We start from the raw sequence: 19698 nt of genomic DNA, 5'->3' as shown, positions 1-19698 counted from the left end.
CTGTGGGGCGACCAGGCGCTGTGGGGCGACCAGGCGCTGTGGGGCGACCAGGCGCTGTGGGGCGACCAGGCGCTGTGGGGCGACCAGGCGCTGTGGGGCGACCAGGCGCTGTGGGGCGACCAGGCGCTGTGGGGCGACCAGGCGCTCTGGGGCGACCAGGCGCTCTGGGGCGACCAGGCGCTCTGGGGCGACCAGGCGCTCTGGGGCGACCAGGCCCTTTGGGGCGACCAGGCGCTCTGGGGCGATCAGGCCCTTTGGGGCGACCAGGCCCTTTGGGGCGACCAGGCGCTCTGGGGCGATCAGGCTCTTTGGGGCGACCAGGCGCTCTGGGGCGATCAGGCCCTTTGGGGCGACCAGGCGCTCTGGGGCGACTCCGTTCTCGTCGAAGGCGACTGAGAACCCGCTACTGGATCGAGGAGCGAATTGATGAGAACCGCGTTCATCGTCTGGGAAGGTCCGAGGCCCTGACCCCCTCTGGGTCCCGGAGCGGAGGCCGCGAGGTTCGGCGCGGCCTCCGCGTTTTTGTCTTCGACGCTACGTTTCAGCAGCCGCTCTCGCCCCGCAGCAATCCGATCACGACGCGCTGAGCTTTCGAAGGGTCGAGCTTCCTCGAGAACAAGCGTCTCAGATCCCTCGGGCCGAGCCGTCCCGACCGAACCCCTTCGAACAACACCGCGCCCAGCCTTTGCCCGAGGTCCCGGGCGAGCGCTCGACGAGTTTCGCGCGAGCTCCGCAGCGGTCCAAGCAGCTCCGCCGGGATCCTCGAGCCCCTTGTAGTTTCGAACCGCCGGTGCTCCTCCATCCAGCGAGTGCGAATGCCCGCCCCATCCGCGTGTCGAAGGACCGCTCCCGCGAACGCGGCAACTTCTCCCGTGGCCTGGCCCCCTGCCGCGCTGCTCGCCGGGTCGACGAGCCGGGCGCCGAGGCCCGCCAGCGCCTCGTTGAAGACCGAGCCGTACGCACGCGCCAGCGAATCCGCTGGGCCGCCGTCGGCCGCCGCGAACAGCCGCCCGGAGAGGACCGCCCGGAGGAACCTCGCCCCCTCTCCCGCGGCTCGCCCCGGAAGATAGCGAACGAGGAAGAGGGTGTTGGACCTCGCCTCGTAGACGGCGCCCTGCGAGGCGAGGAGCGTGCGGGCCTCGCGCACCTCCTCCCGCGAGCGTCCGTGCTCCTCGAGGATCGGCCCGATCAGCTCCCTTGCCTCGGGACCGCTGTACACCTCGGGAAACGTGTCCGCCAGGTCCTCCTCCCATCCCGCGCCGTGTCGCACCCGTCGTTTCCGAGGATCGATTCCGAGCCAGCCGAGCAGCACGCCGATGAGGTGGTGGACCGCCGGCGTCAGGTCCACCTCCTCGTCCGGGGGAACGTCTTCCCGCCAGCGCTCGAGGACCTGCCGGTACGCCTCGTACTTGGCGAGGGGGGTGGTGTGGAACACGGCGAAGCCGCCGGCGTCGAATCGGGCGACCGCGGGGACGGGCGCGCCTTCGCGCAGGAACTGCCAGTACGCGGGATCCGGGTCCTGGAAGACCGTCACTTCCCGGCGGCCGATCCCGCGCCGAGCCAACCGCGCGCGCACACGGGCCGGGAGGTGCGTCGGGGCGAGGTGCGATTCGCCGAACAGAACGGCGATCTGCCGACGCGGATCCTCCGCGGCGATCGCGGCGATGCGGCGCGACGCGTGCTCGTCGCGCCGAGCCAAACCCTCGAACCCCCGGCGTGGAGGCGCGTCCAGCGCGAACACCGGGACGTGGAGGGACCGCGCGCGGTCCAGAAGATCTCGATACCCTTCCCACGGGTACCCCCACTCTTCACGGTAGTGGATCCGCTTCAGGAAAGCCGCGTCGTCCAGCGAGCCGGCCTGCCTCCGGTCGAGCAGACCCTGTTGGCGGGTGTAGACGAACTCGACCCCCAGCGCGAGCCCGCCCGCAGCTCGAAGCGACACGAGCAGGTCCGCGGCGAAGCGCTGGCACGAGGGAAGCGCGTGGAAATCGCCGATCCAGACGACACCGGCCGAGGCGCAAGCGCGCTCGAGGTCCGCGAGCGTCGCCGCTACCGGTCGTCGGCGAATCCTCCGATTCAGCCCACGGAAATAAGGGTGGCCGAGGGATCCGTCTGCGCCGAGGACCTCGCGCTTCAGCCGTTCCGCAGCCTCCCGCTGCCGCGCGAGCACCTGCTGCGCGGCTCGCGTCGCGCGGGGGGGCACTACTTGCCGGCGCCCCCGGCATCGTCTTTCGGGCCGCCCTTCCCCTGGTCGTCGTCGCCGCGCATCGCGGAGCGGAAGCTGCGGATGCCCTCGCCGAGCCCCCGACCGATTTCCGGGAGCTTGCGCGCACCGAACAGGAGGACGATCACCAAGGCGATGAGGAGGATTTCGGGCCAGCCCAAGCTTCCCATCGTAGGCTCCCGCGGCGCCGTTCCCGCTCGCGCCGCCCGCTTAACCGATCAAGATCTCCCTCGCGTTGCCGATGCGGCGCGTCGCGCGCTCGGCGTCGAGATGCTCCAGCAGCGGGATCGCGTTCTTCCGGGTGACGCCGGCCAACTCCTTGAACGACGCGACGTCGATCGTGCGCGACCGCTTTCCGTAGTCGCGCAACTTCCGCCGGAGATCTTCGATCGCTTCCCCGTGGAACAGCCTCCCGTCCTTGATGCGAACCAGGCGACCGTCGGCTTGGAGCAGATCGAGCATCCGGGCGGCCCGGTCGTCCCCCTCGGCCCGGACCACGTCGGCCGCGTCGGGAGGATCGAGCCACGCGTCGCGGAACCTGGCCTCGATCCTCCGCACCATCTCGAGTTCCCCTGCTGACAGTACCACCCTGTGGTCCGCGAGCGCCACACGCTCCCCGAGCCGGCGAACCGTCCCGCGGTCGCTCAATCCGTCCACCAGCGCCCGCCATGCATCGAGCGGGAAGTCCCGCGCGACGCGCGATCGGACCTCCTCGAGGAGCATCCCGACCCGCAGCGGCTCCCCGGCATGGAAGGCTCGCAGGACCTCGAACGCCCGATCCTCGATGCCTCGCCAGACGCCGGCTTCGAAGAGCCGCCCGCCGGAGACGACGACGCGTCCCTCGCCGGTGAGCCGCGCCACGATGACGTCCAGGTCGGATAGAGGCAGCCCCACCTCGGCGGCGAGCTCGTCACGGGCCTTCCCATGCGCTCCGGCGCGCTCGAGACGCGCGGGGAGCGCCTCTCCCAGCGCTCCGAGCGCCGGCCCCGCGGACCCGGCGCGACGGCCCTTTCTTTCGGGGGGCTGAGCGTCCAGGATCATTCCGCCTCCGACGGTATCGACCGGAGCGGGCCGCCTCAGGACGAATCGGTCGCCGGGGAGTAGCACCGTGTCCTCGTCGAGACGCAGCTCGACGTCGAGTTCTTCTCCCGCCGTTGTCTCGAGGAGGCTGAGACGCGCTCCCCGCTCGCACGTCCCCTGGTGGAAGCGGGCCACGCCCCCTCTCCCCATGTCCTTCGGGGCACCCTCGAGCAGCCGGATCCTCGCCCACGCGCGCCGGGTCGTGCGAAGCGCGCCGGGTGTCGTGATCGTCGAACCCCTCGGAACCTCGGCGCAATCGAGGCCCTGGAGGTTCACGGCCGTTCGCTGGCCGGCGTGCGCCTCGGCGACGCGACGGTGGTGGACCTGGAGCCCTCGCACCCGTCCGATTCGGCCTCCGGGGAGGATCTCGACCTCGGCTCCTTCTCTCAGCGAGCCCGAGGCGAGGGTCCCGGTCACGACGGTGCCGAACCCCTTGAGCACGAACGAGCGGTCCACGGGGAGCCGCGCAACGCCGGTGGCCGGGCGGGGAGGGAACTGGTCAAAGAGGGCCCGGAGCGCCTCACGCAGAAGGCCGAGGCCGGCGCCCGTCCTCGCGGACAGAGGGATCACCGGGGCACCCTCGAGGAAGGTCCCGGCCACGAAATCCCGGACCTCCAGCGCCGCGACCGCGAGCACGTCGTCGTCCGCGAGATCCAACTTGGTCAACGCGACGATCCCGTGACGGATCGCGAGGAGCGAGCAGATCGCCAGGTGCTCGCGGGTCTGAGGCTTGATCCCCTCGTCCGCGGCCACCGCGAGGAGCACGGCGTCGATCCCGGTCGCCCCGGCCACCATGTGGCGCACGAAGCGCTCGTGGCCCGGCACGTCGACGAACGAGAGGATCCGCCCGTCGCCGAGATCCAGGTCGGCGAAGCCGAGGTCGATCGTGATGCCGCGGAGCTTCTCCTCCTGGAGCCGATCGGGATCGGTGCCGGTCAGGGCCCGCACCAGCGCGCTCTTGCCGTGGTCGATGTGGCCGGCGGTGCCGAGCACCAGATGGCGCAAGATCAGGACTCGCGCCGCGCGCGGAGCCTGGAGCGAACCGCGCGGCGCAGTTCGTCGAGATCGAACGGTTTCGTCAGCACCGCAATCCCCTTCCGCCTCGCCAAGGCCTCCGGCTCGCGGCTCACGGTGTCGCCGGTGGTGAGCAAGATCTTCGAGGACCCGCCGGGCTGCATCCGCTCCATCTCCTCGCAGAGCGACGCGCCGCCCATGCCGGGCATCCTGAGATCGGCGACCACGAGGTCGAACTCCTCGCTCCGGAGACGATCGAGCGCCTCCCGCCCGTCGCGCGCGGGCTCCGTCCGGTGACCGTCGTCGGCGAGCGTCTCGCAGATGAGCCGCGCTACCGAGTCCTCGTCGTCCACCACGAGGATTCGCGCGGAGACGTCTTGCCCCGCCGCCTCCTCGACACGGGGCAACTCGCCGGCCGCCACTCGCTCGGTGCCGACGGGCAGCTCCACCAGGAACCTCGCGCCGTGTCCCTCCCCCGTGTCGAGGGAGACCCGTCCGCCATGGGCCTCGACGGCGCCCTCAACGAGCGAAAGCCCGAGCCCAGTCCCCTGTCCCGGCGGCTTCGTGGTGAAGAAAGGCTCGAAGATGCGGGATCGAACGGTCTCGGGGATACCGGGTCCGTCGTCCTCCACCTCGAGCGAGACCCATCCCGTCCTGGGCTGGCGGGTTCGGACGGTGATGACCCCGCCGCGGCCGGCTCCCCGGATCGCTTGATAGGCGTTGCTCACGAGGTTCAGCACGGCCTGCTGGAGTTGGTGGGGATCTCCGACGATGGTCGGGACGTCGCGCCCGAGGTCCTTCTCGATCCGGACATCGCTCACGCGGAACTGGTACGCCATCAGGCCGATCACCGACTCGGCGACCTCGTTGACGCTCAGCAGCCGGCGCTCGGGCTCGTACCGCCGGGCGAAGGACAGGAGGTTCTGCACGATCCTCTGGCAGCGCCGAGCCTCGCGGTGGACCACCTCGATCCTCGCCGCGAGCTTCGGTTCCCGAGCGTCGCGGCATGCGAGCTGCGAGTAGCCGAGCACCGACGAAAGCGGGTTGTTCAACTCGTGGGCGATGCCGGAGATCATCTCGCCGAGGCTCGACATCTTCTCCGCCTGCGCGAGCTGGGCCTGGAGGCGGCGACGCTCGGTGACGTCCGCCAACACGAGGACCAGCGCCTCGGCCCTGCCGCCCTTGCCGGCGAGGGCCGACACGGTGACGGCGAGCACCGTTCCACCCTCGAGCCGAGCCTCCTGCTCCAACGGCGTGAGGCCCCGCTCCAAGACGTCGGCGGCGAGCGGGGAGAGGTCGAGGTCGCCCACGCGCGGGACGCGGCCGTCGCCCCCCGCGGGCGCGAGCCGGCCGAGGAACGCCGCGGCGGCTCGGTTGGCCTGGATCACGCGCAGCGAGCGGTCGGCCAGGATCACCGCCTGCGGCATCGAGTCCAGGATCGACCGAAATCGGTCCTGCTCCGCCTCCATCACCGCGAGGATCCGCTCGAGGTGCAGAGCGACCTGGTTCGCGACGCCGAAGAACAACCGGAGCATCCGCTCTCCCGCGGGTTCCGACGGGAGGATCCCGAGCGCCGCCGCTGTTCGACCTCGTCGCTCGAGCGGAACGAACGCCGCCGCCGGCCGCTCCGAGGACGCCCGCCGCAGGGCGTGGCTCCCGTCGAATCCGGGAAGGCGCTCGGTCGACACCCGAACGGGAAGCTCGCGCGGCAGGGCCGCGGCCGCGGCCGCCTCGGTCGCCAGCGACTCGATGACCTCATCGGTCACGGGCCGGGCCAGGAAGACGCGGACCTCCGCCTCGCCCGCGAGGGCGTGCGCGGCGACCAGGAGATCGGCTCCGGTCCCTTCCTGGAGGACGGTCGCGGCCTCGCGGAAGAGCGCGTCCCAGGTCCGTGCGGCCGACGCGCTGCGCCCGAGGTCCTGCAGCATGTCGAGCTCACGCGCCCTGGCGCGCAGCTTCTGCTCCCCGCGGGTGATCTCCACTCGGGCCGAGCGCCAAGCGGCGAGCGCTGCCGCCGCACGCTCAACCTCCAGAGCGCCGGGGACCGTGCCACCCGCGCGCCGTACCGAGAGCGTCCACTCGGGGCGCCCCCCCACCCGGGCCTCGTGCCGCCTCCCCCCGAGGTCGTCGAACGCGGCGTGGCCCCGATGGCGGGCGAGCTCCGGCGCGCCGTCGCCTGGGGCGCTCAGCACGAGATCGAGGCTCTCGGGATCGTCGAACCCGGCCGCGATCGCCTCGAGAGCGGCATCGGCGCTCGTGACGCGTATCAATCGCGACCAGTCGGGCCCCGCGATCCGATCACTCCCGTCCGGTCGCGTCGGCTCCATCCGGTCCCCCTCGCGGCAGATCGAGGCCTCCCGTCGTCGCGGGAGCGTCCAGCGCGCGGGCGTGAGTTTAACCCGAAACGAGGGACGGCAGGACGTGGATGGAAACGGAGCCGGCGGGCCCGCTCAGCTTCCGGGGCGCGAGGGCTTCGCGATGGCGCTCACCGGGAACGGCCGCTTGGAGGGCGCCGCGACCATGCGCTTACGCGCGAACATCTTACGGAGCCTGGCCTTGGCCTGGCACTCGATCTGCCGCACGCGCTCGCGGCTGATCCCCATCTTCTCGCCGATCTCCTTGAGGGTCAGGCCAACGCCGCCGGTGAGGCCGAAGCGGAACGACACCACCGTCCTCTCCTGGTCGGTCAGGTGGCCCATCGCGTCGCCGACGAGGCTGCTCGCCTCGCGCTTGATGAGATCGTCCTCGGGGCTCAAGCACGCGATGTCCACGAGATAGTCGGAGATCGGCTTGTCGCGGTCCTTTCCGATCTTGTCTTCGATACTGATCTCGCGCAGGTTGAACTGGAGCACCTGGTCGATCTTGGAGATCGCCTTGGAGAGCCGTTCGGAGATCTCCTCTCGCTTCGGGGCGCGTCCGAGGCTCCGCCTCAGGGAGTTCTCCGCGTCGCGGATCTCGCGGACCTTCTTCATCTGGTAGTTCGGGACGCGCACGAGATTCGAGTGCTCGGAGAGGGCCTTGAGGATGGACTTGCGGATCCACCAGATCGCATACGTGATGAACTTCGTGCCCTTGCTCGCATCGTAGCGGTGGGCGGCCTCGATCAGACCGATGTTCCCCTCGTTGAGCAGGTCCTCGAAAGGGAGTCCGAGGTTCCGGTACTCGCTCGCCACCTTCACGACGAAGCTGAGGTTGGACTCGATCAGCTCGTTCAGAGCCCCCGAGCGACCCCGCTTGACGTGACGCGCGAGGGACATCTCCTCCTCCTTGGTGAGGAGAGGGTATTCCCTGATCTCGGCGAAGTAACGCGACAGCAAGGAGTTCCTGTCGTTCTGCGTCGATTCCATGCAGCTCCCCGCGTCAACGGGACGACGGGCTGCACGACCCCGGCGTCGACCTGCGCAAGCACGACCCGCCGTTCCACGCGAGTCGTCCTTGACACGTTGCTGGACTCAACGTACAAGTACCGAGGCCGTAGTAAGGGCCTTGTATCGCGTCGCCACGATCGGCCAGTCGCCGATGGCGTTGGGTAGCCGAAGAAAGCGCGTGCACCGAGAGAAGCGGTCCTCGGTTCAACCGTGTCCTCCGCAGGACTCTCCGCGCCCCCTTTGGGGAAGTCGGCGAGCCTGAATTTTCCCCGGTACCTTGAGTGTAGGCTGTCCGGCAAAGTGTGTCAAGGGTCAATTTCGTAAAAAGCCGCGACGTTATTGGGTTTTCGTGGTATTCCGTGTTGGCGTCGACTGCACCGACATGCGAGCGGTCGGCCTCCCGTTTCTTCCTCCGGGAGGGTCGGCTCAATTCACCCAGCGGTCGCGGTCGTCGGGTGGCGCGACGCGGAACTTCCGCCGGCGGAGCCGCCAGCGGAGGTCCCGATAAAGTTCGCGCACCCGCCATACCTTCTTGAGGTAGAGGTAGCCGACCACCATCCCGCCGAGGTGTGCGATGTACGACACACCGCTGGCGCTCTGCCCCCAGGCCGAAACGAACGCAATCGCGAACAGCACCCATGACAGGGTGCGCGCGCGCATCGGGAAGATCAGCATGAAGAGGATCATTCTCTCGGCGAATATGATCCCGTACGCCAGCAGGAGTCCGTAGATCGCCCCCGAGGCTCCGATCGTGGGCACGTTCGTGCCCGACAGGAGTCCCGCGACCGTCACGAACACCCCGGCTCCCGCGCCGCACACCACGTAGTAGGTCAGGTACCTCCTTCCTCCCCAGTGCCTCTCCAGGTCGCCACCGACCATCCACAGGATGAGCAGGTTGAGCAGCAAGTGGGAGATCTGGACCGGCGAGTGAAGGAACATGTAGGTGAACGGCTGCCAGACGTACCCGCGGACCACGAGGGGCGGGACGATGCCGAATACCCGGGACAGGTCCGCCGCGCCGAAAACCGGCCCGAGCAGGAACTGCACGGACCACACGATTCCGCAGGCGATCATGATCGCCCGGGTCACCGGGGTGACGGGCGGGAAACCGAACCCGAGGCCCGAGCCCGACGTGCGGTTGGGTGCGTGGCGGTAGTAGCTCATCCTCACACGAGGCCCGGGACGGCGCCGGGCCCGGTCCGGAACAACAGGAGGATCGTGACGACGGCTCCGAGCAGAACCAGGACGAGGACCAGCATCATCATGCCGACGGCCACGAGCGCGCGACCCGTCCCCCCCCCGCTCCCGCGAAGCGCGTCGCGGAGCAGCGCCGCGTGCAGCCGTCGGCCGGCCAGCGCCAGCGCCAGCGCGATCCCGAGGGCCACTCCGTAGAGCGCCGCGAACGGCACGACGGGGCGTCCCGCGTAGAGCGCGAGGGGCGCCACCAGGGCGGCGGCCGCCACCCACAGCGCCGGCTCCAGCCAGCTCCCGCCACCCCGCCGCACGCCGGCTATGGCGTCACCTCCGTCCTCCCGGCGGACCATTCCGCGCGAAGACCGAAGTGCCGTGAGGGTTGCGGGTGCTCAACCCGGCGAGGGCGCCCCCGTCGTTGAACCGCGGTGGGAAGGCGCCCGATCCTCTCCCGTGGCACGCGCCGCGGACGCCGCACGGGACGCGCGCGAACGCGGAGCGGACGCGGCCTCGGGGGAGCTGCTTCATGGCGTCGGGGGGTGAGCATAGCGTGACGGCTTTGCCGGCGTCAAACCGGGCCGGGCGCGCCGTCCAAGCGGTCCTGCGGACGGTGCTCGATTCGGCCGGGTGGGAGCGCGCCTTCCTCGTCGCGGCGCCCGAGCCCGGAGACCTCGGCCCGCCGCGGGTGCAGGCTTCGGCGTCGCTCAGGCCCGACGGACGGAGGGCCGCGAGCCGCACGGTCCTGAGGCGAGCGCTGGAGGGAGCCGGTCATCTGATCTGTGCGGACGCGCGCGACGACCCGGCCCTCGCGGAGGGCGTTTCGGTGCGAGCGCTCGACCTCCGTGCGGTCGCCTCGGTCCCGGTCGGAGCGGATCGACCGACTGCGGCCCTCGTCGTGGACCGCCGCGCCGCGGGAGGCGCGGCCTCCTCCGACGCGCTGCGGCTGCTCGCGGCTTTCGCCGAGGTACTCGCGGCGCTCTGCGGCTCCTCGGGCCGGACACCCGCACCCGTGGCGGAACCGGCCCCGGTGCTCATCGGACGTTCGGCCCGCTTCCTGGAGTCCCTCGCCTGGGCAAGGCGCGTCGCACGATCGCGACTTCCGGTTCTGCTGGTCGGCGAGACAGGGACCGGCAAGGAGGGGATCGCCCGCGCGATCCATCGTGACAGCGTCCGGGTGTCCGCCCCTTTCCTGGCCGTGAACTGCGCCGCGCTGCCCGAGACGCTCCTCGAGAGCGAGTTGTTCGGCGCGGTTCGCGGGGCCTACACCGGAGCGGAGCGCGACCGTCCGGGTCTCTTTCGTCTCGCTCACGGGGGAACGCTGTTCCTCGACGAGGTCGGCGACATGTCGCCGCCGATGCAGGCCAAGCTGCTCCGCGTCCTTCAGGACGGGCGCGTCCGCCCGGTGGGCGGCGGGACCGAGGTCGCGGTGGATGTGAGAATCGTCTCCGCGACGCACCGGAATCTCGGCGCGCTGGCGGAGGAGGGCCGATTCCGAGCGGATCTCTACTGGCGCCTCGCCACGGCGGAGGTGTGCGTGCCTCCCCTCCGGGATCGCCGGGAGGATATCCCGCTCCTCGCCGAGCATATCGTGTCGCGCCTTCGCGTCGAGGCGGGCACGCTGGAGGAGGTGCGCCTCGACCCGTCGGCGCTCGACGCGCTCGCCTCGTGCGACTGGCCGGGCAACGTCCGCCAGCTCCAGTCCGTCCTCGCGCGCGGTCTCCTCCGCTGCGAGGGGGACACGCTCTCCGCCGCCCACCTCGACCTTCCCGCCGCGAGGAAGCGGACCGGGGAGGAACGGCCGGTGCCCCTCGAGCGACGCTGGATCGAAGAGGCCCTTCGCGACTCCCAAGGGCACCTCGCGTTGGCGGCATCCCGCATTGGCTGGAGCCGGCAGAAGCTCTATCGCAGGATGAAGGCCCTGGGATTGCCGAGGCTCGGCACGGGCTGAGTCGGTCCCGTCGGACGCGCGCCGCGGAGACGGGACGCGAATCTCCGGTTCTCACCAAGGCCCGGTGGCAGTACCTTGATCGTCAACGATCGGTTCCCCGGCCCCGGAGCGCCGGCGAGGGAGGAGCCATGGACCGTCGTGGACGGGCGCGGCAGCCCGGCGTCGGACTCTCGTCGAACCCGATTCTCGGGCTGATCGTCGCGGGCGCCGCGGCGCTCGCCGGCCTGCGACCCGCCTTCGGCGCGAACGGCGAGACGAGGTTCTTCGTCGAGGTGCGCCTCGGACGGCCGGAGGGGGTCGCCGATCTCGCCTCCGCGGGATTCGACGTCGCCGGCGTGAATCGGAAAGAGATGACGGCGGGGGTGGTCGCGACCGCCGAGGAGCTCGAGCGTCTCTCGGCGTCGGGATGGAGGTTCGACGTCCGCGAGAGCGAGGGGTCGTGGACGGCGCTATCGGCGCTCCAAGACTACACAGACCCCGAGGAGCTCTCCCTGTTCATGGAGCAGATCCAGGCGGGCTACCCGGGTCTCGCGAAGAAGGTCGTCCTGAAAGCCGCGCTGTTCGAGGGTCAAGTCCTCTACGCCATGAAGATCACGAAGGACGTGGCGCAGGAGAACGAGCGGCCGTCCTTCATCCTGGACGCTCAGCACCACGCCCGCGAGGTGATGACCACCGAGATCGCGCGCGACTTGATCGACTACCTGACCTCGAGGTACGCCACGGACGCATCGGTCCGCCGTCTCGTGGACAACGTCAACATCTGGGTCGTCGGCAGCGTGAACCCGGACGGCGCCGCGTACGTCTATCAGGGCTGGACGATGTGGCGCAAGAACCGCCATCCCTCCTGTGCCGTGGACCTCAACCGGAACTACCCGTTCAACTGGGGCTCCTGCAACGGGTCCTCGAGCGCCTGCGCCGACGAGACGACCCGCGGCGACGCCCCCGGGTCCGAGCCGGAGACGCAGGGCATGATCCAGCTCACGAACGACGTTCGCCCGTTTTTCACGCTGTCGTACCACTCGTACGGTGAGTACCTGATGTACAGCTACGGCTGCGGCGATCCGGACGAGAAGGTCGCGATGGACGAGGTCGCGCAGGGTCTCAACGCGATCCTCGAGAACGACGACGGACAGACCGGCCAGTGGCTGACCGGCCCGCTGTGGTCAACGATCTACGTCGTCGACGGCACGAGCCTCGACACGCAGTACGGCACCTATGGGGCTTACGCCTACGAGATCGAGGTCAACACCTGGTTCCAGCCCAATTACAACAAGTGGCGCGACGTCACCGTGCTGCGGCAGCGCGTGGCGTGGTGTTACTTCCTCGACCGGACCCTCGACGGCCCGCAGGTCCGCGGCAAGGTGACCGACGCCTCGACCGGGCTGCCGGTCGCCGCCGAGATCGACGTGCAGGAAGTGGCGTTCACGCACGGCGAGGCGCCACGAAAGGCGGATGCCAAAGGGCTCTATTACCGACTCGCAAGGAGCGGCCAGACCTACCACCTGGCTTACTCGCAGCCCGGCTACTGCCCCGAGACCCGGAGCGTCGCGGTGGGCACGGGCCCTGCCACCGTGAACATCGCGCTCCTCCCATCCGCGAGCCCCGCGAACGTCGTCGCCGCCGGGAACGGCGCCAACCGGATCGACGTGTCCTGGAATGAAGCGCCCTGGGCCGTCGAGTACCACGTGTATCGCACCCTGGTTCGCCGCGGACCCTACGACCTCGTGGGCACGGTGGCGGCCCCGTCGACTTCCTTCGTGGACGCTCCGGTCTCCGGTGGGGCGACCTGGTATTACGTGGTCCGGTCCTACGTCGGCTGCGAGTCCCCCCCCTCCGCGGAGATCGCCGCGTCGACCGGTGGCGCCTGCACCCTGGGCCCCGGCTTCTCGGGACTCCGGGCGGCCTCCGACGCGGTCTCCTCGACCTGCTCCGTGAGCCTCTCCTGGCCCGCCGCGTCGGCGAGATGCGGAGGCCTCGTTACCTACCGCGTCCACCGCAGCACGACCTCCCCGTTCGCTCCGTCCCCGGCGAACACCGTCGCCTCCGGCCTGACCGCCACGACGTTCACCGACCACGACGCCCTGCTCAGCGGCGTGACCTACCACTACCTCGTCCGGGCGCTCGACTCGGCCAGCGGGGCGCACGACGGCAACACGGTCACCCTCCCCGCAACTCCGACCGGGCCCTCCGGCGGCGGCGTCTGCATTTCCGGAACGGCGGCGAACCCTAAGGAGGCGAGTCCGGGCGATTCTCAGATGACCCTAGGCCGCGATTCGACGGGCACGGGCCTCGACATCGACTACCTCCCGGCCTGCGGCGCGCTCGACCACGCCGTGTACTGGGGGACCTCTCCCTTTTCGGGAGCCGTCAGCTGGACAGCGAGCGCCTGCGGGCTCGGGACCACGGGGCGGACGACGTTCGACCCCGGGACGCCCGGCCCGGGCGGGTTCTTCTACTTCGTGCTGGTAGGGCAGGACGGTGCGGAGGAAGGCTCGTTCGGGCAGGGACGCGGTCCGTCGGGTCCCGTCGAGCGGCCGGAGGCCATCCTTGTCGGCGCCTGCGACCGGCCGCAGAGCCTGGCGGGCGACTGCCCGTGAAGCCCGGCGCCCCCGTCGAAACCGACGTGAAAGTCCGTTGCGCGTAACGTGACCTCGCTGCCCCTCGAGGCACCCGATTGCCGATGGCGACTCAAGTCCGGCGGGGTCGTGCCGATAAGGAATCGGGGGATTCGACTCCGGAAGAGGTGTCCCGATGTCCCTCGTGACCGCTCTTTCCTCCGGACTCGCCGGCTATCGCAGCGCGATCGAGCGGCTCGCGGTTGCGTCCGCCCGCCTGTCCCGGGGTCCCGTCGAAACCGACCTGCCCGCCGACGTCGTCGAGATGAGGGTGAGCCAGGTCGCCGCCGCCGCCTCGATCAAGGCCCTCCGCACCGCCGACGAGTTCCTCGGCTCGCTCCTCGACGTCGTCCGCTAGGTCGACGCCGCTCCTCGCCGCCGTTCCTCGCCGCCCAGCCCGAGCTCTTTCATCCGTTTGCCGGCTCCGGCGAGGCGGGTAGAATGGACCTCCCCCAAACAAGAGAGGAACCATGAGCCGCCTCCACAGGAACGCGACGTCACTTCTCATCGGTCTCGTCTCCCTCGCTCTCGCCCACGGTTCGGCGCCGGCGCAGCCGGCTCCTTCCGCGGGGGAGACGTCCGCGCCGGCCGTTCCGACGTTCGACGCGAGCGCGCTGGACCGCAACGCCGACCCCTGCGTGAATTTCTACAAGTTCGCCTGCGGGAGCTGGATGGCGACCCATCCCATTCCGCCGGACAAGACCCGCTGGGGGCGCTTCGACGAGCTCGCCGAGCGGAATCGGGAAGTGCTTCACCAGATCCTGGAGAGCTACGTGAAGCCTCAGAGCGTCGCCGACGCCGTCCAGCGGAAGGTGGGCGACTACTACGCCTCGTGCATGGACGAGGCCGCCATCGAGTCCGTCGGGACACAGCCGCTGCGCCCGGAGTTCCGGCGAATCGACGCGATCCACGACCGCTCGGGGCTGCTGGAAGAGGTGGCGCACCTCGAGACGCAGGGGATCCACGCCCTCTTCGGCTTCGGGTCCGCGCCGGACCTGCACGACGCCACCACGCAGATCGCCCACGTCTCCGACGGCGGTCTCACGCTCCCGGACCGCGATTACTACCTGAAGGACGACGCGAAATCGAAGGAGATCCGCGAGCGCTACGTCGCGCACGTCCGGAAGATGCTCGAACTCGCCGGGGAGAAGCCCGAGGCCGCCGCGCCCGAGGCGGCGGCGATTCTGGCGCTCGAAACGGATCTGGCGCAGGCCAACATGGACCGGGTCTCCCGCCGCGACCCGCAGAAGCGCGACCACCGCATGAGCGTGGAAGAGCTGGTCAAGCTCGCGCCCGGGTTCGAGTTCGCGAAGTACTTCGCGGACACCGGGGCGCCGAAGTTCAGCTCGCTCAACGTCGCCAACCCCGATTTCTTCAAGGCGATCGACGGGAAGCTCCGGACCGTTCCCCTCGACGCCTTCAAGGCCTACCTGCGCTGGAAAGTCGTGCACGAGACGGCCGCGGCGCTTCCCGTCGAGTTCGTGCGGGAGGATTTCGAGTTCTGGAACAAGTACCTCCGCGGGCAAACCGAGATCGAGGCGCGCTGGAAGCGCTGCACGCGCATCACCGACGCCAGTCTGGGCGAGGCCCTGGGGCGCCTCTACGTCGACAAGGCGTTCCCACCCGAGGCGAAGCAGCGGACGCTCGACCTGGTCAACGGGGTCGAGAAAGCGATGGGCGAGGACCTGAAGACGCTGCCCTGGATGAGCGACGCGACGAAGAAGAAGGCCGAGGAGAAGCTGGCGAAGATCACGAACAAGATCGGCTACCCGGACAAGTGGCGCGATTACGGCTCGGTCGCCATCTCCCGCGGCGATTTCTTCGGCAACAGCCTGCGAGCCGATTCGTTCGAGGTCCGGCGGCAGATGGACAAGATCGGCAAGCCCGTGGACAAGGCGGAGTGGGGCATGACCCCGCCCACCGTCAACGCCTACTACAATCCGTCTCAGAACAACGTCAACTTCCCGGCGGGAATTCTGGAGCCGCCGTTCTATCGGGCCGGTCGCGACGACGCGGTGAACTACGGCGGCATCGGCGCGGTCATCGGGCACGAGCTCACCCACGGCTTCGACGATCAAGGCGCGAAGTTCGACGCCAACGGCAATCTGACGAACTGGTGGAGCGAGAAGGACAAGGCCGAATTCGACAAGCGCACGAGCTGCTTGGCCGACGAGTACGAGCGGTTCTCCCCGGTCGAGGGGGTCCACCTCAACGGAAAGCTGACGCTCGGCGAGAACACCGCCGACAACGGGGGCGTCCGCCTGGCGTTCGGCGCGCTCGAGGACATGTTGAGGAGCCGCCCGGGTCTCGTCGCCCCCAAGATCGAGGACTTCACCCCCGAGCAGCGCTTCTTCCTGGGCTACGCCCAGGTCTGGTGCCAGAACGTGACCCCCGAGTCGTCGCGCCTGCTGGCCGTGACCGACCCTCACTCCCCGGGCGAGTTCCGCGTCAACGGCGTCCTCGTCAACTCGGATGCGTTTCAGCAGGCGTTCACCTGCAAGGCCGGCCAGCCGATGGTGAGCTCCGCGGTTTGCCGCGCGTGGTGAGCCCGGTGGCGCCCGGGGGTTGACGCCGGTCGGGCGCCTCGAGGGGGATCACGCGGGGCCCCGCCCGGAGCGGCGAGGAGCCTCGACGGCGGCGTCGAGCCGCTCGGCGTCGGCGCGGCCCGCACCATCGCGCAGCAGGTGGAGCTGCCAGAGGTCCTTGGCGCCCAGTCGCAGGAACGGCGCCATCGCGAGCTTGCCGGTGGTTCCGATGCTGCGCTCGAGGAAGCGCAGCTCCTCGAGCTGAGCCCGCGTCTCCTCGTCCGGCGGGACGTCGAATCCGCTCTCGCGCAGCATCAGCCACCCCTTCGCGCGGAGCGACAGCTCCACGTGGACCCTCAGGTAGCAGGCCATGTCGACCACGACCTCGCCTCGGAATCGGTCCCGCAGCGACTGGAGGTACCGTCCGACGTTGGACGTGGAGAGCCCCCCGGCCAGGATCAGCTCGAGGAGCTCCGTGTCCGCGTCGAAGCCGATGTTCAGCCAGCGCTCCAGCGCCTTCTCGCTCCGCTCGAACACCACGTACACCACCGGCGGAAGCACGACGAGGACCGCGGCGGTGGACAGCACGGGCGATAGGAAGAAGTGGTTGTACGCGGAGTGGACCGTCACCGCGAGGAGGAGCCCCGGGAAGTAGGTGGTGAAGACGGGAAGGCCTCCGCGCTCGAGCAGGGCCCTCGACGCGATGCCGAACGCCGCGGTCACGCCACCGTGCATGAGGGCGGTTCCGAACCCCCTCACGAGCCACACTCCGAAACCGGCCGCCGGGAGGCTCCCCAGGTAGTAGAGGTTCTCGACCAGCGTGAAGCCGGCGCCGGTGGCGAATCCGAGGATCCCGGCATCAACGAGAAACGCTACCCGGTTCGAGCGAATCAAGACCACGAGAAACAGAGCCTTGGCGGTCTCCTCGATCACGGGGCTCGCGTACCGGGCGTAGGCGGTCCCGTCGAGTCCCATCCAGGCAGAGAGCGCGGGATGGGCCGCCCAGCAAGCGGCAGCCAGGCCTCCCCCGACGGCGATCGCCGAGAGCGTCCGGCCGAGGCTGACGAGCTTGTAGCTGTCGAGAGAGATCAGGACCGCGAGGAACAGGAGCACGGGGGCCAGTCCCACCGACAGTCGCGCGGCGAGGTCGATCAATCCCTCGTCTCCATCGCGCCGCCGCGCTCGGGCCCGGCCGCGTTGGGCGGCGAGCTCGCGGGGCGCCGCCGGCGAGCCCTCATGGCCCGTGAAGGAGGTTGAGCGAGAACATGAACTCGTTCCGGCTCGCGCGGCCCGCCTCCAGGGCGACCGCGTAGCCGAGCGACAACGTCACGTCCACCCTGGACAGGACGGTGAGCCGCAGGTCCGTCTGCGCGCCCACGTCCTTGACCGTTCTCCTGGGACCCGCGGTCTCCGGATTCGCCGCGATGGCGCCGGCAAACAGCGAGGACCGCGCCCAGGTCAAGTAACATCCCGGCGTTCCGGCGCTGCGGAACCGGAGAGGCGGCAGGTTCCACTCGAGCGTGGTCCGGACAAACGTCGTTCCGCCGAGGTCGTCGATCGGAATCCCCGGAAAGCCCTGGAGCCCCCGGTACCTTCTCACCTCTCCGTGGTCCACCCGGTTGTTCCCGAAGCCGCCGAAGTAGAAATTCGCAAAGGGATCCTCACGATCCCCGCCCGCTCCCCCGGCCCCGGTCCGCAGCCACACGGAGGAGTGGCGCAGCGGCAGCGCGAGCCCGAGGTCCCATCCCGCGGCGAGGCTCGGGATCGTTTTCCCGCCGGCGCGGCGGCCCGCCGCCACGACCTCCCATCGGTAGCCCTTCTCGTCGTCCACGTGCCCGAGCGAGGAGCGGACGTCGCTGTACGCGAGGCGGGCGCGCGTCTCGAGGAGCGTGTCGGTGGGCGCGCTCACGTTTTGCTCGCCGGGAACCCTGTCCAGGTTTCCCCAAAGGGTGGCGTCCACCCCGAGGACCATGCGACGGGGCTCCTCGTAGAGGAGCGCCCGTTCGTAGCCCGCGGAGACCGAGTATCCCTTGAGCCCGACCTTCGTGGGGCCGAAGAGATCGTAGAAATCGGCGGGGTTCAGGCTGGCACTGGCCCTCCAATCGTAGCGCCGGTATCGGATCTGGAGGTGCAGCCGCTCGTCGGGCGGGAGGGACTGACCGGGCGTGTAGGACGCCGTGAGACTCGATCGATTCAGCGAGAGCGGATCGGAGAGGTTGAAGCGCATGCCGACCGCGGCGGTGTCCTTGTATCCCAGCGCCACGGGATAGAGGGACTCGAGCTCGAGGCTCCGGCCGATCCTGTACGGCTCCTTGCGGCCGACAAGCGACTCCAGCGGGACCTGCGCCGGCGAGCCCGCCTTCCAGGTGTCCAGGACGGGGTACTTCTCGGCGACCTGCTGGCCCAGGAACGTGATGGCGTTCACGTCCTCGAGAGGTTTCACCTCGACCTTCGACGGGACGAACCCCTCCCCCGTGTAGCGGAAGACCAGAAGCGAGTCCCCCCCGGCGGGAATCGGACGGAAGAACCCGGTCTCGGCGTTCGTGAGGGCCTCCTTCCTTCCGGTCAAGAGGTCGTAGCGGAAGATATTCGAGACCCCGGTGAAATACGAGCTGCCGTAGAGATACCTGCGGTCCGGTGAGAAGACGAAGTTCAGGGGGAGCGCGACGCCGAAATCGAAGGTCGCCACGGGAGTCGGATCACCGGCCTCGAGGGACTCGATCCTCATCACCCGGAGCTCGTGGCGGCCGTTCGCGCCGCCCACCGCGGCCGACAGAAGGCGGCCGTCCGGGGACACGTCGAGGCCATAGGCGACCTCGCCGTACGGCCAGGAGTGGATCGGTTTCCACTCGTGGTACGGGTACGGTACGCGCACGAGCGTCGCGATGCCGTTGAAGTGGCGGATCCCCCAGACGGAGCGGTCCGCGGCGTCGAACGCCAAATCGCCGATTCTCGCGTCCTTGAGCAGCGTCTTCGATGCGTGCGTGCTCGGATCCACGGAGCAGAGGTCCCGATACGCGTTGTTGTCGGTGGTGTAGAAGAGGGTCCTGCTCCCGGGATCCCAGGCGAGCGACGTCACGCTGTAGATCACCGGCCCCCTCACGTCCACGATCCTCTCGATCGACCCGTCCGCGAGGGAGATGGCGCCGACGTGCGCGACCACGCCGGGGTAGTTGAAGGCGACGTAGATCTTCCCCGCGTCGGCGTCGAGATAGGCGCGCGAGACCGAACCCATCGGCAGGGCCGAGAGGTCCCGGTACGGGGTCGTGGGGAACGCTCGGATCCTCTCGAGGTTCTTGGCCTGGAACTCCTTCTCCCAGGCGATCCAATCCCGCCACGCGTCCTCGAGAGGCATGCCGTAGACCTGGCGGAACTGCCGCGCGTAGTACGCCCGGCTCCCGTCCGTGCGGGCGATCCACGCGATCAGCGAGTCCGGGGAGAACTTGTACGCGAGATACGACATGAAGCGGGTGCCGTAGAGGTACGAGTTCACCTCCACCTGGAAGTCGATCTTGGTCCCCTCCGACACGAGCCCGAGCGGATCGTAGAACCGGCTACCCTCGACTACGTCACCCAGGGACTGACGGGCGGCTTCACCTTCGTCAATCCCCAGGCGAAATCGAGCTGTGGCTGCGGCACATCGTTCTCGGCCTAGGGCCCGCCTCGCGAGATAGGACAACGGGCCCCGGCGGGCCCGTTCTTCTTTTATGATCGACTACTTCACGGTGTTCGG

The 19698-nt window shown here is 69.6% G+C and carries 14 protein-coding genes; 5 read left to right on the top strand and 9 right to left on the bottom strand.

What is annotated here, in order from left to right:
- On the top strand, nucleotides 1-396 hold a 396-nt coding region (locus tag LAO51_15385; GenBank protein ID MBZ5640128.1), incomplete at its 5' end, for a hypothetical protein.
- A gap of 145 nt (nucleotides 397-541) precedes the next feature.
- Here LAO51_15385 and LAO51_15380 read toward each other — a convergent pair.
- From LAO51_15380 to LAO51_15350, 7 genes are all read right to left on the bottom strand, one after another.
- Complete coding sequence (locus LAO51_15380) at nucleotides 542-2203, bottom strand: ChaN family lipoprotein (GenBank protein ID MBZ5640127.1); 1662 nt, start codon at nucleotides 2201-2203, stop codon at nucleotides 542-544.
- Entirely contained in the window at nucleotides 2203-2394 is a 192-nt protein-coding gene (locus LAO51_15375) for a twin-arginine translocase TatA/TatE family subunit (GenBank protein ID MBZ5640126.1), read from the bottom strand. The genes LAO51_15380 and LAO51_15375 overlap by 1 nt, the downstream gene beginning before the upstream one ends.
- Nucleotides 2395-2434: 40 nt before the next feature.
- The gene (gene selB, locus LAO51_15370) at nucleotides 2435-4309 is read right to left on the bottom strand and encodes a selenocysteine-specific translation elongation factor (protein MBZ5640125.1); all 1875 of its coding nucleotides are present in this window, start codon (nucleotides 4307-4309) and stop codon (nucleotides 2435-2437) included.
- Nucleotides 4310-4311: 2 nt separating this feature from the next.
- Nucleotides 4312-6645, bottom strand: a complete 2334-nt coding sequence (locus LAO51_15365) for a response regulator (protein MBZ5640124.1) — start codon at nucleotides 6643-6645, stop codon at nucleotides 4312-4314.
- A gap of 123 nt (nucleotides 6646-6768) precedes the next feature.
- Complete coding sequence (locus tag LAO51_15360) at nucleotides 6769-7665, bottom strand: RNA polymerase sigma factor RpoD/SigA (protein ID MBZ5640123.1); 897 nt, start codon at nucleotides 7663-7665, stop codon at nucleotides 6769-6771.
- Nucleotides 7666-8112: 447 nt separating this feature from the next.
- Nucleotides 8113-8850: a rhomboid family intramembrane serine protease gene (locus LAO51_15355; protein MBZ5640122.1), complete on the bottom strand. Its 738-nt coding sequence runs from the start codon at nucleotides 8848-8850 to the stop codon at nucleotides 8113-8115.
- Between the two features lie 2 nt (nucleotides 8851-8852).
- Nucleotides 8853-9191: a hypothetical protein gene (locus LAO51_15350; GenBank protein MBZ5640121.1), complete on the bottom strand. Its 339-nt coding sequence runs from the start codon at nucleotides 9189-9191 to the stop codon at nucleotides 8853-8855.
- Nucleotides 9192-9427: 236 nt separating this feature from the next.
- Here LAO51_15350 and LAO51_15345 point away from each other — a divergent pair, with 236 nt between their 5' ends.
- The 4 genes from LAO51_15345 (at nucleotide 9428) to LAO51_15330 (ending at nucleotide 15986) form a co-directional block, all read left to right on the top strand.
- Nucleotides 9428-10825, top strand: coding sequence for a sigma 54-interacting transcriptional regulator (locus LAO51_15345; protein ID MBZ5640120.1), 1398 nt, complete (start codon nucleotides 9428-9430; stop codon nucleotides 10823-10825).
- A gap of 128 nt (nucleotides 10826-10953) precedes the next feature.
- Nucleotides 10954-13422 carry a hypothetical protein gene (locus tag LAO51_15340; protein ID MBZ5640119.1) on the top strand — a complete coding sequence of 823 codons (2469 nt, stop codon included), beginning with the start codon at nucleotides 10954-10956 and terminating at the stop codon, nucleotides 13420-13422.
- Between the two features lie 154 nt (nucleotides 13423-13576).
- The gene (locus LAO51_15335; GenBank protein ID MBZ5640118.1) at nucleotides 13577-13798 is read left to right on the top strand and encodes a hypothetical protein; all 222 of its coding nucleotides are present in this window, start codon (nucleotides 13577-13579) and stop codon (nucleotides 13796-13798) included.
- A gap of 112 nt (nucleotides 13799-13910) precedes the next feature.
- The gene (locus tag LAO51_15330; GenBank protein ID MBZ5640117.1) at nucleotides 13911-15986 is read left to right on the top strand and encodes a M13 family metallopeptidase; all 2076 of its coding nucleotides are present in this window, start codon (nucleotides 13911-13913) and stop codon (nucleotides 15984-15986) included.
- 48 nt (nucleotides 15987-16034) lie between these two features.
- Here LAO51_15330 and LAO51_15325 read toward each other — a convergent pair whose 3' ends face one another.
- Both LAO51_15325 and LAO51_15320 read right to left on the bottom strand, forming a co-directional pair.
- Nucleotides 16035-17120, bottom strand: coding sequence for a PrsW family intramembrane metalloprotease (locus LAO51_15325; protein ID MBZ5640116.1), 1086 nt, complete (start codon nucleotides 17118-17120; stop codon nucleotides 16035-16037).
- A gap of 79 nt (nucleotides 17121-17199) precedes the next feature.
- Complete coding sequence (locus LAO51_15320; protein MBZ5640115.1) at nucleotides 17200-19494, bottom strand: hypothetical protein; 2295 nt, start codon at nucleotides 19492-19494, stop codon at nucleotides 17200-17202.
- Nucleotides 19495-19698 lie beyond the last annotated feature (204 nt).

The organism is Terriglobia bacterium, from assembly GCA_020073205.1.
Classification (GTDB): Bacteria; Acidobacteriota; Polarisedimenticolia; order Polarisedimenticolales; family JAIQFR01; genus JAIQFR01.
Note: the sequence above shows the minus strand (reverse complement) of the source record. Positions and strands in the feature narration are given on the sequence as shown.

What these genes read in the sequence shown, in the direction of transcription:
- LAO51_15360 (MBZ5640123.1), bottom strand. Translation starts at nt 7,665, where the DNA reads ATGGAATCGACGCAGAACGACAGGAACTCCTTGCTGTCGCGTTACTTC.
- LAO51_15365 (MBZ5640124.1), bottom strand. Translation starts at nt 6,645, where the DNA reads ATGGAGCCGACGCGACCGGACGGGAGTGATCGGATCGCGGGGCCCGAC.
- LAO51_15375 (MBZ5640126.1), bottom strand. Translation starts at nt 2,394, where the DNA reads ATGGGAAGCTTGGGCTGGCCCGAAATCCTCCTCATCGCCTTGGTGATC.
- LAO51_15330 (MBZ5640117.1), top strand. Translation starts at nt 13,911, where the DNA reads ATGAGCCGCCTCCACAGGAACGCGACGTCACTTCTCATCGGTCTCGTC.
- LAO51_15335 (MBZ5640118.1), top strand. Translation starts at nt 13,577, where the DNA reads ATGTCCCTCGTGACCGCTCTTTCCTCCGGACTCGCCGGCTATCGCAGC.
- LAO51_15340 (MBZ5640119.1), top strand. Translation starts at nt 10,954, where the DNA reads ATGGACCGTCGTGGACGGGCGCGGCAGCCCGGCGTCGGACTCTCGTCG.
- LAO51_15355 (MBZ5640122.1), bottom strand. Translation starts at nt 8,850, where the DNA reads ATGAGCTACTACCGCCACGCACCCAACCGCACGTCGGGCTCGGGCCTC.